Below are 14,831 nucleotides of genomic sequence, written 5' to 3'. Positions count from 1 at the left end.
TTAGATCCGAGAAGCAGCGGCATACTGCTTAAGCAAATCTGGAACGTCCAGAATAAGGGCAATATGCCCATCGCTAGTAATCGTTGCCCCCGCCATACCCGGCGTTCCTTGAAGCAAATTATCTAATGGTTTGATTACGACTTCTTCTTGACCAATCAACGTATCCACCACGAAGCCAACTCGTTGACCGCCCAGTTGGACTATCACAACATGACCATGACCTGTGCGCGATTCCGCGGTTCTGGCTTTAGGGACAAGCCAGTTCTGCAAATAAAACAATGGAATTGACTTTTCTCTAACGATAATCGTCAGTTGACCATCGACAACGTTAGTGCGGCTCAAATCCAAATGGAAGATTTCGTTAACGCTGGCCAAAGGCAAAGCAAACGGATTACCTGCGACACCTACCATCAGTGTAGGTAGAATCGCCAACGTTAGTGGCACCTTGATGGTGATCTTAGTCCCTTTCCCCATCTCGGAATCGATATCAATCGAACCATTAAGTGTATTGATCGCTGTCTTAACAACATCCATACCCACACCACGTCCGGAGATATCCGAAATTTGCTCTTTGCTGGAAAAACCAGGCATAAAGATAAGATTAAAGCACTCTTTATTGGTTAAGCGAGACGCGGCATCCTCATCCATAATTCCGCGTTTTACTGCGATCCCTCGCAGTTTATCAGGGTCCATACCGCCACCATCATCAACGATAGCCAGTTGAATATGGTCACCTTCTTGAGATGCAGACAGGACCACTTTACCCGTTCTAGGCTTTCCTGATTTAACTCGGTCATCAGGCATTTCGACCCCATGGTCCACCGAATTACGAACCAAGTGAATCAGCGGGTCAGCGAGTGCCTCTACAAGGTTTTTATCTAGGTCAGTCTCTTCTCCTCGCATTTCCAGTTCAATATCTTTGTTAAGACTTCGAGCCAAATCGCGTACAACGCGAGGGAAACGGCCAAATACTTTTTTAATTGGCTGCATCCGAGTCTTCATTACCGCACCTTGAAGATCGGCGGTAACCACATCCAAATTCGAAACCGCTTTCGACATCTCTTCGTCGGCACTATTTAAACCTAAACTCAGTAATCGATTACGAACTAACACCAATTCGCCTACCATATTCATAATGGTGTCCAACGTAGAGGTATCGACACGAACCGTCGCTTCGGCTTGGGCTTTCTTCGCGGGTGTTGACGCTTCTTTCTTCGCGGGTGGTGCCGCCTTTGCTGCGGGGGCTGGCGGTGGTGCCGCTTTTGGCGCAGGCTCGGGTGCTGGAGCAGGTTTAGGCGCAGCAGGCTTGGCCGCTTCTTTTACAGGTTGAGGTTCCGGTGCTTTCACCACTTCAGGTGCTGACGGAGCATCGCCATCTTCAGGAGCCGGCCCCTTGCCCGAACCATGAAGGTCATCAAGAAGCTTTTCAAACTCGGAATCCGTCATAAGGTTACTGTCAGCATCACTCGCAGCTGGTGCCGAAGCCGCCGGTTTATTCTCTGCTGGCGCCTCAGGTGGTGCGGCCTCCTCATCTCCTGGGCCTTTACCCGAACCATGAAGCTGATCGAGTAACTTTTCAAATTCATCATCCGTGATATCCCCGCTTGCATCACTGGCTGGCGGAGCTGGTGCGGGTGCTGATTCCACATCACTGGGAGCGCTACCCTCACCATGAAGTTGATCAAGCAACTTTTCGAATTCATCTTGCGTAATTTCATCGATTGAATCAGCAGCTACTGCGCCGCCTGCTGGAGGAGCGACTTCAAGGTCTTGAGCCGCGGGCTCAGAGTCTACTGCCGCTTGAGGCTCAGCAGGTGGAGCAGGTTCGGCTTCATCTGCCGTCTCAGGCTTACTTAAACGATGTAATTCGTCGAGCAATGCTTGGTCCGCCGTTGGCAAGGCTTCTCTGTCTTGAACGGCCTGAAACTGTTCGTTGACGGTGTCTAGCGCGGTCAGCATCGTATCCATTAACCCAGCAGAAACTTGACGTTGACCATTACGCAAGATATCAAATACGTTCTCAGCACCGTGGCAAGTATCAACCAGCTCAGCCAATGATAAGAATCCTGCGCCACCTTTAACCGTGTGGAAGCCACGGAAAATTGCGTTGAGCAAATCCTTGTCATCAGGGTTATTCTCAAGCTCTACCAGCTGTTCAGATAGAAGCTCAAGAATCTCGCCTGCTTCAACCAAAAAGTCCTGTAGAATGTCGTCGTCTAATTCATAGCTCATAAATTACCTCTAAAACCCAAGACTTGAGAGCAAATCGTCGACTTCGTCTTGTGATGAAACCGCATCATTTCTTTCATGAGGGTTGAGTATAGGCCCTTCAGGGTCTATCGATGATGTATTCTTCTTCTCTTTCTCTACCGTTTCTTCACCTTGGCTAGCGACAAAAGCGGTTAGAATTTCAACAAGACGTTTCTCAACCTCATTAACCAGTGTAATGACCCTACTGATAATTTGCCCTGTTAAGTCCTGAAAATCCTGCGCCATAAGAATTTCGGTCAGCTGACCTTTCAACTCAGAACTGTCTCCCTCCACCTCACAGAGCAGCTCATCGATTCTATGGCAAAGTCCTTTAAAATCTGCAAGTTCGATTCGGCCACGCATCAATTCATTCCACTGGGGTCGGACTTGAAGCAACCCACCATGGAGGTTATCTGCTATTGGCATACAGCGATCAACCGCATCCATCGTTTTGTTCGCTGCTGCTTCTGTTTTCTCAATGACGTATTGAAGGCGATCCCTGGCATCAGGGATTTCATCATTTGCTATCTCGTTCAAGCGATCATCCAGATTGAACTGCTTGAGAGACTCGTGAAGATCACGCGTCAATTCTCCTATTTCCTGTAACATAGGATTCGAAGCGCCTTCAACAATACTGCTTACAAGTTTGTCCGCGTCTTGTTGCTGCTCGTTTTCTAATAATTCTACGAGTTGTTTTGCCTGTTCTAATGAAATCATTCTGAATTAGCCTTTCGCGTGCTTCGTCATCAGGTTGACTTATAAACGCTCAAAGATTTTATCTAATTTTTCTTTTAGCGTAGCAGCCGTAAATGGTTTCACTATGTACCCGTTAACCCCCGCTTGAGCCGCTTCGATTATCTGCTCGCGCTTGGCTTCTGCCGTTATCATTAATACTGGCAAATGTTTCAGCTCCTCATCAGCACGAATGTGCTTAAGAAGGTCGATACCCTGCATCCCTGGCATGTTCCAATCTGTAACAACAAATTCAAAATCACCTTTTTTGAGCATTGGTAGCGCCGTCAAGCCGTCGTCCGCTTCTTGGGTGTTATTAAAACCCAAGTCTCGAAGTAAGTTTTTAACAATACGGCGCATTGTTGAAAAGTCGTCAACAATAAGGATCTTCATATTTTTATTCAAAATTGCCTCCACTGAGTTCGATATCAGTGATTTCTAGTCATTATTTGTCCAAACACTCAATTTCGTGCGCAGACGCTGCATTGATTGGCTAAGTATCTGGCTAACGCGTGATTCGCTAACACCAATGACTTCGCCGATTTCCTTTAAGTTTAACTCTTCATCATAATAAAGTGAAAGTACTAGTGCTTCTCTTTCAGGCAGTGATTTTATCGATTCTGTTAAGGCGGTTCGAAAATTTTCTTCTGCAACCCCCTGAAATGGGAGATTTTCTTCATCAGCGTCTTCGTGTGAAATGGCGTCTTCCGAAACGCCTAAATCTTCCATACCTATCAAACGAGAACAATTTATGTCGTTTAAAGCACCATGATACTGTTTTAGACTCATTTCCATGTGCTTGGCAACCTCCGCATCAGTTGGATCGCGATTTAGCTCTCCTTCCAGTTGCGCAATAGCCTGACTGATTTCCCGGCTGTATTTATGGACTGACCGTGGAACCCAGTCTCCACGACGTATATCATCAAGCATAGCACCCCGTATGCGGATACCAGCATACGTTTCAAAACTCGCTCCTTTGGTACCGTCGTAGTTCTTTTGAGCTTCCAATAAACCGATCATCCCTGCTTGAATAAGATCTTCCACCTGCACACTCGGTGGCAAACGCCCCAGAAGGTGATGAGCAATTCTCTTCACAAGCACCGAGTGCTTTTCTAGAAAGACTCGTTGACTATTTTGATTTGCGTATTGGTCATAGGTCAATGCCTTATTCACCAAATGGTTCCTCTAACATCTCTGTTCTATGAAGTAAGCGTTCTACAAAAAACTCCAGATGTCCACTCGGTGTTTTCGGAATTGGCCAAGTTAGCGCTTTATTTGCTAATGATCCCAATGCTAATGACGCAGGTGAGCGAGGGAATGCATCCACAACAATCTTTTGTTTTTTAACAGCTTGTCGAACTTTATCATCCAATGGAATACATGCTACGAGATCAAGGCTAACATTCAAAAATCTCTCTGTGACCAAAGTCAATTTTGCAAACAATTCTCTGCCTTCTCGGTAACTTCTCACCATATTTGCAACAATTTTAAATCGTTGGACCTGATGATCTTTACTCAGCAGCTTGATAAGAGCATAAGCATCTGTGATAGAGGAAGGCTCATCACAAACTACCACTACCACATCCTGAGCCGCACGAGAAAAGCTCACTACCATATCCGAAATACCTGCCGCTGTATCAATAAGCAAGACATCCATTTCATCTTCTAGACTGCCAAACGCACGTATCAAACCAACGTGCTGCGCATGCGACAACTCGGTCATCGACTGAGTCCCCGACGTCGCTGGGATAATTCTAATCCCAAAGGGTCCTTCTACAATAGCATCTTGCAACTCACATTCGCCAGCCAGAACATGTCCAAGATTTCGTTTTGCTCGAATCCCTAACATCACATCAACGTTGGCTAAACCTAAATCAGCATCCAACACCATGACTTTTTTGCCCTGACGCGCCATGCAAATGGCCAGACCTAAAGTTACATTTGATTTTCCCACGCCACCTTTACCGCCTGTGACAGTAATCACCTTGGTCAGGGAAGGTTGGGTTAAGCGGCGTAAACCGCTTGCTTGGTCTTGTATCATATTTTTTGTCATAATCGTCCGCCGCCTAGAACCCTTCTACTTCACTATTCCAGTAGTGAGGCTCGTCGTCTGTCGACTTCTCTAAAAGTTCGTTTGCTTTAGCCACCAAATACTTAGGCTGTGCAATCACTATGTCTTCTGGTACTCGCTGCCCATTAGCAATGTAAGCAACAGGTAGCGCATTTTGTACCACTACACTGACAAACTCCCCCAAACTTAAGGACTCGTCGAGTTTCGTCAAAATACAACCAGAAAGAGGGATTCTCTTGAAATGGTCTAATGTCTCTTGTAATACTTTTCGCTGCGCTGTGGCTGGTAGTACTAGATAACTGTGAATCACTTCACCGCTATCTTGCATCAAGGTATCGAGTTGCTCTGACAAACGGACATCTCTTTGCCCCATACCTGCAGTATCAACCAAAATTAGACGACGGTTTCTCAGTTGATAAACTACATCGGCTAACTCTTTGGAATCTTTAGCAACTTTTACAGCACACCCCATAATGCGGCCATAAATGGCCAGTTGTTCATGCGCCCCGATGCGATAGGTGTCCGTCGTGACAAGAGCTACGTTATCCGGCCCAAACTCCATGGCCGCCCTTGCTGCCAATTTCGCCACCGTGGTGGTTTTACCGACGCCAGTTGGGCCTAATAAAGCAACCACACCACCTCGCTTCAAGATGTCTTGCTTCGAGATCGGGATTTGGTCCGAGACTAAACCTAACAGTGCTTTCCACGCTTTCGTCGGTGGGGTCTCTTCAGGGATATAGCAAGCAAGTTGGTCGGCGAGTTCGGAAGACACCCCCATACGCTCTAATCGCTTTATTAACATCGCCCTAAGAGGTTCACGCCGCTCAACTTCCTGCCACATTAACCCAGAGACTTGGTGCTCAAGAAGCCGCCGAATCGATGTCATTTCTTCACGCATATCCTCAAGATCTGAGCCCTGCACTTGTTCGTTTTGTTCATCTGCGCGACCGCGTTCGAAACGGGATGGGTCTAACCTTGGAGAAGCACTGCCTTTATCGCGGTCTTCTGCGATCAATCTAGCTAAAGGAGAATCTTCCCGAACTTTAACGTCACGATCATCGTGGTTACCATTGCGATTCTGAGACTGACGCTTAAGCAAGGCTGATAGCGAATCTTGATTGTCTCCACTCTGACCGTCTTCCTGTGTCGCTTCGTTACTGTACTGATGTAGCATGTTCGCAAAGCGCTTTGTCATCGAACGGCCAGAATCGGCTTTACTTTGTAAGCTGACTCTATCCTCGTCTAAACGTCGCTTTGAGGACCGTGATTTGTTAGCGTTTGATTGAGCCTGAGGGGCTTGGTAGAGGGGCTGAGCGCGATGAGAGCCCGATCGAGCCGCCGCCGTCTCGTTATCAACTGCGGCTACAATTTCGACACCACCCGCGACTTTTTTATTCGACATTATCACGGCGTCGTCCCCCAACTCCTCTTTGACTTGGAGTAGAGCTGTGCGCATGTCTTTGGCAAAAAATCGTTTAATCTTCAAAGTCGATATCCGTTTATTGACGCATTAGTGCTAATTGCCAACGGCCTGTACTATACGTATCTGTTTCTCATCCGGTATTTCCTGGTAAGAGAGTACTCGGAGCGATGGAATCGTATTTTTGACAAACTTAGCCAGTGTCGAGCGCAATACACCAGAAGTCAGCAGTACCGCTGGTTCTCCTTTTAGCTCTTGCTCCTGTGTCGCCTGAGCCAAAGAAGATTGCAATCGTTCAGCTAAGCCGGGCTCAATTCCCGCAGACTCTCCTCCAGATGCTTGCATTGTCTGATGCAATATTTGTTCCAGCTCAGGAATCAAGGTAATGACCGGCAACTCCGGCTCTATCCCATTGATTTCCTGAGTAATTAATCGCTTAAGTGATATTCGAACGGCAGCGGTGAGGATGTCAGGTTCTTGACTCTTACTTGAATATTCTGCCAAGGTTTGAACTATGGTGCGGATATCTCTAATCGGCACCGCCTCATTCAATAAATTCTGAAGAACTTTAACAACCACACCTAACGCCAACTGGTCGGGGACAAAATTCTCCACGAGCTTAGGCGTACTTCTTCCCAGCATTTCCAGTAAATTTTGAACTTCTTCATGGCCTATCAATTGCGAAGCATTATTGGTCAATAATTGGCTCAAATGAGTCGCCAAAACCGTTGAGGAGTCAACGACGGTGTACCCTAGTGCTTGAGCATGTTCACGCTGCTCTGCCTTGATCCAAATAGCTTCTAGCCCAAAAGCTGGATCAATGGTCTGCTCCCCTTCGATTAGCCCGTAAACTTGACCTGGATTGATTGCCAATTCCATATCTGGTCGAATTTCTGCTTCACCCACAGCCACCCCCATCAAAGTGATCCGATAACTGTTTGGCGTCAGCTCTAGGTTGTCTCGGATATGTACAGCAGGAATCAAGAAACCGAAATCTTGAGACAGCTTTTTACGGACGCCTTTCACACGCTCAAGCAATTCTCCGCCTTGATCTTTATCGACCAAGGGGATTAAACGATAACCGACTTCAAGACCAATAATATCAACGGGTTGAACATCATCCCAAGAGAGTTCTTTAGGTGTTGGTGCTTCTTGATCAGGGGCCGCTGGAAGGTTGGCCGTTTCAAGCGCTTTTTTCTGCTTGCGGTACATCCAGTAAGCCCCCCCGCCCGCTAAACTCGCTAATAGCAAAAAAGCAAAGTGGGGCATGCCAGGAACAATACCCATAATCGCTAAAATAGACGCGGTGATCATGAGTGCTTTCGGGTTGTCAAAAAGCTGAAAGACAACCTGCTGGCCCATGTCTTCATCTGTATTTTGACGGGTGACCATGATAGCAGCGCCGATAGAAAGCAACAGAGACGGGATCTGCGCCACTAAACCATCACCAATCGTCAGCAATGTGAATATTTGAATCGCTTCACTAAAGCCCAGACCATGCTGAGTCATGCCAATCGATAAACCACCAATGATATTGATAAAGAGGATCAAAATACCAGCAATCGCATCCCCTTTGACAAATTTTGATGCACCATCCATCGAACCGTAAAAATCGGCCTCTTTGGTCACTTCCTGACGGCGAGTCCGCGCCTGTTCCTGATCAATCAAGCCGGCATTAAGGTCGGCGTCAATGGCCATCTGCTTGCCGGGCAATGCATCTAAGGTAAAACGCGCACTGACTTCAGAGATTCGGCCCGCACCTTTCGTCACAACCATAAAGTTAATAATCATCAGGATAAGGAATACGACTAGGCCCACTGCATAATTGCCCCCAATGACAACACTACCAAACGCTTCAATTACACTACCCGCTGCGCTAGTGCCTTCATGGCCGTAGAGAAGCACAACTCGTGTCGATGCTACGTTTAGCGCCAATCGCAACAGGGTGGAAATAAGAAGAACCGTGGGAAATGCAGCAAAGTCGAGCGGCCTACGCGTGTAAACAGTGACCAACAAGACCACCATAGCTAACGCAATATTGAACGTAAAAAACAAGTCGAGCAAAAACGGGGGTATGGGTAGCACCACCATCGCCAAACTTGCTAAAACCATAATAGGCGCACCGATGGCTGGCATCGCTCTTTGAGGGATTGGCGGTATTTTATCCGCGAATGGCATCGTAAACTTCATAGAAGAGCAGGCTACTATTTCTTATTAATTTAAAGACTTGAAACAGGATGCAAATTCCAGTCCACAAGCAATGTCAATTTTATGGCTGAATCCGCTAAGACGAAAGCGACAGATATTACGACTCTGATTGCCGATTAAAGATGACGTTTCCAACATGTTTATCTAAGTGATATTCAATACCGATAATGCCAGAAGTCGTAAACATGGGGGGCGCAATTTCGGGGACAAATTCGGCAGTTAAATATCCCACTAAGGGTAAATGGGAGACCAGTAACACCGAGGTCAATTTATCTACTTCCGCGATAGCCTCGACATAGTTTGCAACATGAGAAGACTCTCCGTAGGGAGTAATATCATCACAAGTGAGGATTTTCTTGGCTGAAAACAAATGCGATACCGCCTGCCAAGTTTGTTGTGCTCGTAGGTAGGGGCTAACCAAAACACAATCAAACTGACTATGGCCTGTTTTCACACACTCTTGTACGACTTGGACGGAATTCTTTTGACCCCGTTCAGTCAATGATCTCTGAGCATCTGATTCTGCGTAATGCTCTGCTTCCCCATGACGCATAATAAAAATTTTCATGGCTGTGTTCCTATTACCTGTTTTTGCCGCGCTTACTAAGCGCAATTTTATTATCTTAGCGTTGTGCCCTATAAAAATAATTATATCAAGTGCCTTGCCAAAGACTTGGACTTTCTTAACAATCTTTAGTGATGAATTAACAAATTGTGTATGCTTATCTTTCTTTGAACCCGAGTTGGCAGTCGTCCACATCCCGTTCATACTACTATTTAGCGACCATAAGCGGAGTAAACTTGTGCATATAAGCCCCAATGATACCAACCAATATCGCTATTTCACGTTGGATAACGGGCTTAGAGTGCTAGCGGTCCATGACAGAGATGCGCAAAAATCAGCCGCAGCTCTCGCCGTTAACGTCGGTCATTTCGATGACCCTTTAGACAGACAAGGCCTAGCTCACTATCTTGAACATATGCTTTTTTTGGGGACAGAAAAGTACCCCAAAATAGGCGAATTTCAACACTATATTAATCAACACGGTGGCAGCAATAACGCTTGGACGGGAACCGAGCATACCTGTTTTTTCTTCGATGTATCACCGAACGTTTTCGAGCAAAGTCTGGATAGGTTCAGTCAGTTTTTTACCTCACCACTTTTTAATCAAGAAGCCTTGGACAAAGAACGTCAAGCCGTAGAATCTGAATATAAACTCAAACTAAAAGATGATTCTCGTCGCTTGTATCAAGTACACAAAGAGCTGGTTAATCCAGCGCATCCTTTCTCTAAATTTTCGGTAGGGAACCTTGAAACGCTTGGGGATCGAAATGGCCAGTCCATTCGCGATGAAATTGTTGATTTTCACTATCAACAATACTCGGCGGATCTCATGACTCTTACCATTATGGGGCCACAAACTCTGCAAGAACTTGAGGATTGGATTAAAGAAAGATTTTGTCATATTCCCAACCATAACCTGTCCGGTAAAACAATAAATGTTCCATACACAAGCAAGCAATCCACTGAAATTATTGTCAATGTAGAGCCCATCAAGGATATTCGAAAACTGATACTTACATTCCCTTTCCCTTGCATGGATCAGTACTATCGCCAAAAGCCCCTTTCCTACTTTGCACATTTACTCGGCGACGAAGCTGAAGGCAGCTTAATGCTGGCGCTTAAACAAAAGGGCTGGATCACGTCTCTCACTGCTGGAGGCGGGACCAGTGGTAGCAATTATCGTGAATTTACGGTTAGCTGCGCGTTAACAGCGTTAGGGCTTAACTACGTTGAAGATATTGTACAGGGCGTATTTTCTTATCTCGCGCTGGTAAGCCGTGAAGGTTTTGCACAATGGCGCTATCTCGAAAAACAAGCGGTACTTGAGTCAGCATTCCGCTTTCAAGAACCCACGAAACCGATGGATCTGGTCAGTCACCTTGTCGTCAATATGCAGCATTATTCGCCAGAAGATACCATCTATGGCGACTTTGTCATGAACCGATACGATGAAAATCAATTAAAGAGTCTGCTCGACTATTTTACGCCGCAAAACCTTCGTATATCCGTCATCGCACAGGGACGAGATTATGACCAGCAAGCAGATTGGTATGCGACACCATACAGTGTCAATCGATTGACAGATGAGCAAATGGACCATTTTGGAAAGGTCAGCCCTCTCGCTTTTGCCTTACCCCAAAAGAACCCATTTATTTGTTACGATTTAAAACCTTTCGACATTGAATTACGCTCGACGACACCCAGCATCATAGAGGACTTACCTGGATTCAAGCTTTGGCACCTACAAGATCATCAATTTCGTGTTCCCAAAGGGGTGATTTACGTCGCCATAGACAGTCCCCATGCGGTCGCTAATAGCCAAAACATTGTGAAAACACGTCTGTGTGTGGAAATGTTTTTGGACTCACTATCAACAGAGACTTACCAAGCTGAAATCGCTGGTATGGGTTACAACATGTACGCCCATCAGGGAGGTGTCACTCTCACTCTTTCTGGGTTTAGTAAAAAACAACCTGAGTTGATGGCCATGATTTTGCGGCGTTTTGCAAAGCGGGAATTCAGCCAACAACGTTTTACCACGATCAAGTCCCAAATGTTGAGAAACTGGCGCAACGCAGCACAAGATAAACCTATATCTCAATTGTTCAACGCGATGACCGGACTATTACAACCTAACAATCCACCTTACGCCGAACTATTGAAAGCCCTAGAAACAATTGAAGTAACCGAATTGGCTGAATTTGTTGAAAAGATTCTTGCTCAATTGCATATTGAAATGTTTGTTTATGGTGATTGGACTCAAGCCGATGCGATCAAATTGGGTGACACACTGAAAGATGCTTTAAGCGTCCCTAACCAAAAATATGAAGAATCGCTGCGCCCCTTAGTGATGCTTGGCGAAAGTGGCACGTTTCATCACTCGATCGACTGCGAACAAGCCGATTCCGCTATTGTGGTGTACTACCAGTGTCTCGATATCGCTCCTCGGAACATCGCCCTCTATTCTCTCGCTAACCACTTGATGTCGGCTACTTTTTTTAATGAAATCAGAACCAAACAACAGCTGGGCTATATGGTGGGAACGGGAAACATGCCGCTCAATCGGCACCCAGGCCTCGTACTCTACGTTCAGTCACCCAATGCAGCACCCGTTGAGCTTATCCAATCCATCGATGAGTTTCTCAACGCTTTTTATATGATTTTACTTGAGCTCAATGATTATCAATGGCATAGCACTAAGCGAGGCCTCTGGAACCAAATTGCTACTCCTGACACCACTCTTCGTGGCCGAGCCCAGCGATTATGGGTATCGATAGGAAATAAAGACAGTCAGTTCAATCAAAAAGAAAAGGTCCTTGAGGCCCTCAAAAAGCTCACTCGCGCCGACATGATTCGTTTTATCGTCACCCAATTAAAGCCAAGGACAGCCAATCGACTTATCATGCATACACAAGGCAGCTCGCACCGCCATTCCTCTGAGCTGAACCTCGGGTTGGAGATAGGCTCAATTGAACAATTTCAGTTACGCCCAAAAGCTACTGACCTAGGTTGACTGCTCTGAGGCCACAATTTGTTTAAGTGAATAGGGGTGAAGCTTAATACAGACCCCTTCATGCTTAAAAGCCACTGTCGGGTTATCAAGTCGTTCTCCTTCTCCTTTTGGGCTGGAAAGCTTAACGGTTACCCCTTGCTCTTTTAGTGAATCCCATTGATTGTCAAAGCTTGGAAAACGCCGTTTTATGTCCTCCAAAAACTGCTCAGCACTGCACGCTAAAGAAGGCATAACGAATTCTACATGCTCCCAACTTTGCACTGGGTAGATTTTGCCAGCCGCAGGATATGGCAATTCAAGACATTCAATCGTCCAATGTGCGGCAGTCAGAGGCTGATCAAACTCAATCACAATAATCGGGCGGCCATTAATGATCGCAGTCGAAATTTCACGACCTTCTTTTAACCACTCTTTGTGCACTTGTTCAGCCAGAGATAAATCATTCACTCTTAAAGCAATATGATCAGCCTGCAACGCGCTCAAATCAATCGCCAGCTTTTCACTTAGCCCCTGAATTCTATCCATAAAATCATTCAGTTTCGCTTTCAATTGAAACGGCATCAGTTCTACATCTAACGGCCTTTGAGACATTTTATCCATCCAATATATTGATTTATCGACAATAGTAGCAAGTTACTCAACAAAAGTAGAAAATTTCGCAGAACACTCCCTGTAAGAGATGACTTAAAGTTGATATTATGTGCTCCAATTTATTAACTCAAAACGATATGCATCCCGCAACCGTGGCTAAGTTCAGCAAGCTATCTCAACAAGACTGAAGTCAATTTGCATATCAAACCAATTCTCAAGAATTGAAGGAATCACGTGTGAATATCCAAGCACTTATTAACGACAAAGTATCTCAGGCTTTAGAAGCCGCAGGCGCACCCAAAGGCAGCCCTGCTGCGGTTCGCCAATCAGCCAAACCACAGTTTGGTGATTATCAAGCAAACGGTGTGATGGGTGTTGCAAAGAGACTCGGTGCGAACCCGCGAGAATTTGCTCAAAAAGTTCTGGACGTTCTTGACCTTGATGGTATCGCGTGCAAAACAGAAATCGCTGGTCCCGGCTTTATCAATATTTTCTTAAGTGAAGCATTTCTTGCCAACAATGCAGAAGCCGCACTGGCTGATAAACGCCTTGGTGTGAGTAAAGAAACACAGAAAACCATCGTAGCAGACTACTCAGCCCCGAACGTTGCAAAAGAAATGCACGTCGGTCACCTGAGATCAACAATTATTGGTGACGCCGTTGTCCGCACCCTTGAGTTTCTTGGCCATAATGTCATTCGAGCAAACCATATAGGAGATTGGGGAACTCAGTTTGGGATGCTAATTGCAAACCTAGAGCGTGTTCAGAAAGAATCTGGCGAAGTCTCTATGGAGCTTTCTGATCTCGAAGCGTTCTACCGAGAATCTAAAAAACTCTACGATGAAGACGAAGAGTTCGCCGTCAAAGCACGCAACTATGTTGTCAAACTTCAAAGTGGTGACCAATACTGCGCAGAAATGTGGAGAAAGTTGGTGGATGTTACCATGATCCAGAACCAACGAAACTATGACCGCCTTAACGTCTCCCTAAATCGTGATGACGTTATGGGAGAGAGTATGTACAACGATATGCTCTCTGGTATCGTCGCCGATCTCCAAAAACAAGGGTTAGCCCAAGAGGATGATGGGGCTCAAGTCGTCTTCCTTGATGAATACAAAAATAAAGACGGCGAACCTATGGGTGTGATTATCCAAAAGAGGGATGGCGGTTTCCTATATACGACAACCGATATCGCTTGCGCAAAGTACCGTTACGAAACCCTCGGTGCTGACCGGGTTCTCTATTTCATCGACTCCCGTCAACATCAGCACCTTATGCAAGCGTGGACCATCGTCCGCAAAGCAGGTTATGTTCCGGAGAATGTCTCTCTTGAGCATCACGCATTTGGGATGATGCTAGGTAAAGATGGCCGTCCATTTAAAACACGAGCCGGTGGCACAGTCCGTTTAGCAGACCTACTCGATGAAGCACAAGAGCGAGCCATCAAGCTAATTGAATCCAAAAACGCAGAGTTGGAAGACGCTGAGAAACAAAATATTGCCAATACTGTTGCAATGGCAGCGGTAAAATATGCAGATCTTTCGAAACACCGAACAACTGACTATGTGTTCGATTGGGACAACATGCTCGCATTTGAAGGAAACACCGCCCCATACATGCAATACGCTTATACACGTGTTGCATCCATTTTCGCTAAGGCCGGTCTCCCTATGGATAACTTGCCCGGTGAAATAAAGATCACTGATGAAAAAGAAAAAACCTTGATAGCCAAGCTACTTCAGTTTGAAGAAGCGGTCCAATCCGTTGCTCGTGAAGGGCAACCTCATATCATGTGTAGTTATCTATTCGAACTCGCAGGTCAGTTCTCTAGCTTCTACGAAGCCTGCCCAGTGCTGAATGCTCAAGATGTCTCTGTTAAACAAAGTCGCCTTAAGCTCTCAGCCCTGACTGCGAATACCATTAAACAAGGTTTATCGCTGCTGGGTATTGATACCCTTGAACGCATGTAAAGTTCACACAG

11 protein-coding genes are annotated in these 14,831 nt (G+C 45.9%); 2 read left to right on the top strand and 9 right to left on the bottom strand.

Features of this window, described 5'->3' with window-relative positions; translation table 11 throughout:
- The 8 genes from HLM86_RS01185 to sixA all read right to left on the bottom strand — a co-directional run bounded on the left by HLM86_RS01185 (position 1) and on the right by sixA (position 9,249).
- Positions 1–2,232 carry a chemotaxis protein CheA gene (locus HLM86_RS01185; RefSeq protein WP_170882143.1) on the bottom strand — a complete coding sequence of 744 codons (2,232 nt, stop codon included), beginning with the start codon at positions 2,230–2,232 and terminating at the stop codon, positions 1–3.
- A gap of 9 nt (positions 2,233–2,241) precedes the next feature.
- The gene (locus HLM86_RS01180; protein WP_076585434.1) at positions 2,242–2,967 is read right to left on the bottom strand and encodes a protein phosphatase CheZ; all 726 of its coding nucleotides are present in this window, start codon (positions 2,965–2,967) and stop codon (positions 2,242–2,244) included.
- 39 nt (positions 2,968–3,006) lie between these two features.
- A complete protein-coding gene (gene cheY, locus HLM86_RS01175) occupies positions 3,007–3,375 on the bottom strand; it encodes a chemotaxis response regulator CheY (protein ID WP_076585436.1) in 369 nt (122 codons plus the stop codon).
- 45 nt (positions 3,376–3,420) lie between these two features.
- On the bottom strand, positions 3,421–4,155 hold the full coding sequence (locus HLM86_RS01170; RefSeq protein ID WP_076585438.1) for an RNA polymerase sigma factor FliA: 735 nt from the start codon (positions 4,153–4,155) through the stop codon (positions 3,421–3,423).
- Positions 4,148–5,035 carry a MinD/ParA family protein gene (locus HLM86_RS01165; protein WP_076585440.1) on the bottom strand — a complete coding sequence of 296 codons (888 nt, stop codon included), beginning with the start codon at positions 5,033–5,035 and terminating at the stop codon, positions 4,148–4,150. Before HLM86_RS01165 ends, HLM86_RS01170 begins: the two co-directional genes overlap by 8 nt.
- Positions 5,036–5,048: 13 nt before the next feature.
- Positions 5,049–6,539 carry a flagellar biosynthesis GTPase FlhF gene (gene flhF / locus HLM86_RS01160; protein ID WP_170882144.1) on the bottom strand — a complete coding sequence of 497 codons (1,491 nt, stop codon included), beginning with the start codon at positions 6,537–6,539 and terminating at the stop codon, positions 5,049–5,051.
- Positions 6,540–6,569: 30 nt separating this feature from the next.
- Positions 6,570–8,663: a flagellar biosynthesis protein FlhA gene (gene flhA, locus HLM86_RS01155; protein ID WP_076585444.1), complete on the bottom strand. Its 2,094-nt coding sequence runs from the start codon at positions 8,661–8,663 to the stop codon at positions 6,570–6,572.
- Positions 8,664–8,778: 115 nt separating this feature from the next.
- Positions 8,779–9,249, bottom strand: a complete 471-nt coding sequence (sixA, locus tag HLM86_RS01150) for a phosphohistidine phosphatase SixA (RefSeq protein ID WP_076585981.1) — start codon at positions 9,247–9,249, stop codon at positions 8,779–8,781.
- Positions 9,250–9,484: 235 nt separating this feature from the next.
- Between sixA and HLM86_RS01145 the strand changes: the two genes are divergently transcribed.
- Positions 9,485–12,259 (top strand): insulinase family protein, encoded by a 2,775-nt coding sequence (locus HLM86_RS01145; protein ID WP_170882145.1) that lies wholly within the window; start codon positions 9,485–9,487, stop codon positions 12,257–12,259.
- Here the strand turns inward: HLM86_RS01145 and HLM86_RS01140 are convergent.
- Positions 12,251–12,850 carry a VOC family protein gene (locus tag HLM86_RS01140; RefSeq protein ID WP_076585450.1) on the bottom strand — a complete coding sequence of 200 codons (600 nt, stop codon included), beginning with the start codon at positions 12,848–12,850 and terminating at the stop codon, positions 12,251–12,253. The two genes, HLM86_RS01145 and HLM86_RS01140, sit on opposite strands and share 9 nt — an antisense overlap.
- A gap of 236 nt (positions 12,851–13,086) precedes the next feature.
- Here HLM86_RS01140 and argS point away from each other — a divergent pair, with 236 nt between their 5' ends.
- The gene (gene argS / locus HLM86_RS01135; protein ID WP_170882146.1) at positions 13,087–14,820 is read left to right on the top strand and encodes an arginine--tRNA ligase; all 1,734 of its coding nucleotides are present in this window, start codon (positions 13,087–13,089) and stop codon (positions 14,818–14,820) included.
- Positions 14,821–14,831: the final 11 nt, after the last annotated feature.

The sequence above is a fragment of the Vibrio ostreicida genome (assembly GCF_013074385.2).
Classification (GTDB): domain Bacteria; phylum Pseudomonadota; class Gammaproteobacteria; order Enterobacterales; family Vibrionaceae; genus Vibrio; species Vibrio ostreicida.
The sequence above is the reverse complement of the archived record's forward strand: the minus strand, read 5'-3'. Positions and strand labels throughout refer to the sequence as shown.

What these genes read in the sequence shown, in the direction of transcription:
- sixA (WP_076585981.1), bottom strand. Translation starts at nt 9,249, where the DNA reads ATGAAAATTTTTATTATGCGTCATGGGGAAGCAGAGCATTACGCAGAA.
- HLM86_RS01180 (WP_076585434.1), bottom strand. Translation starts at nt 2,967, where the DNA reads ATGATTTCATTAGAACAGGCAAAACAACTCGTAGAATTATTAGAAAAC.
- HLM86_RS01140 (WP_076585450.1), bottom strand. Translation starts at nt 12,850, where the DNA reads ATGTCTCAAAGGCCGTTAGATGTAGAACTGATGCCGTTTCAATTGAAA.
- HLM86_RS01185 (WP_170882143.1), bottom strand. Translation starts at nt 2,232, where the DNA reads ATGAGCTATGAATTAGACGACGACATTCTACAGGACTTTTTGGTTGAA.
- cheY (WP_076585436.1), bottom strand. Translation starts at nt 3,375, where the DNA reads ATGAAGATCCTTATTGTTGACGACTTTTCAACAATGCGCCGTATTGTT.
- HLM86_RS01165 (WP_076585440.1), bottom strand. Translation starts at nt 5,035, where the DNA reads ATGACAAAAAATATGATACAAGACCAAGCAAGCGGTTTACGCCGCTTA.
- flhA (WP_076585444.1), bottom strand. Translation starts at nt 8,663, where the DNA reads ATGAAGTTTACGATGCCATTCGCGGATAAAATACCGCCAATCCCTCAA.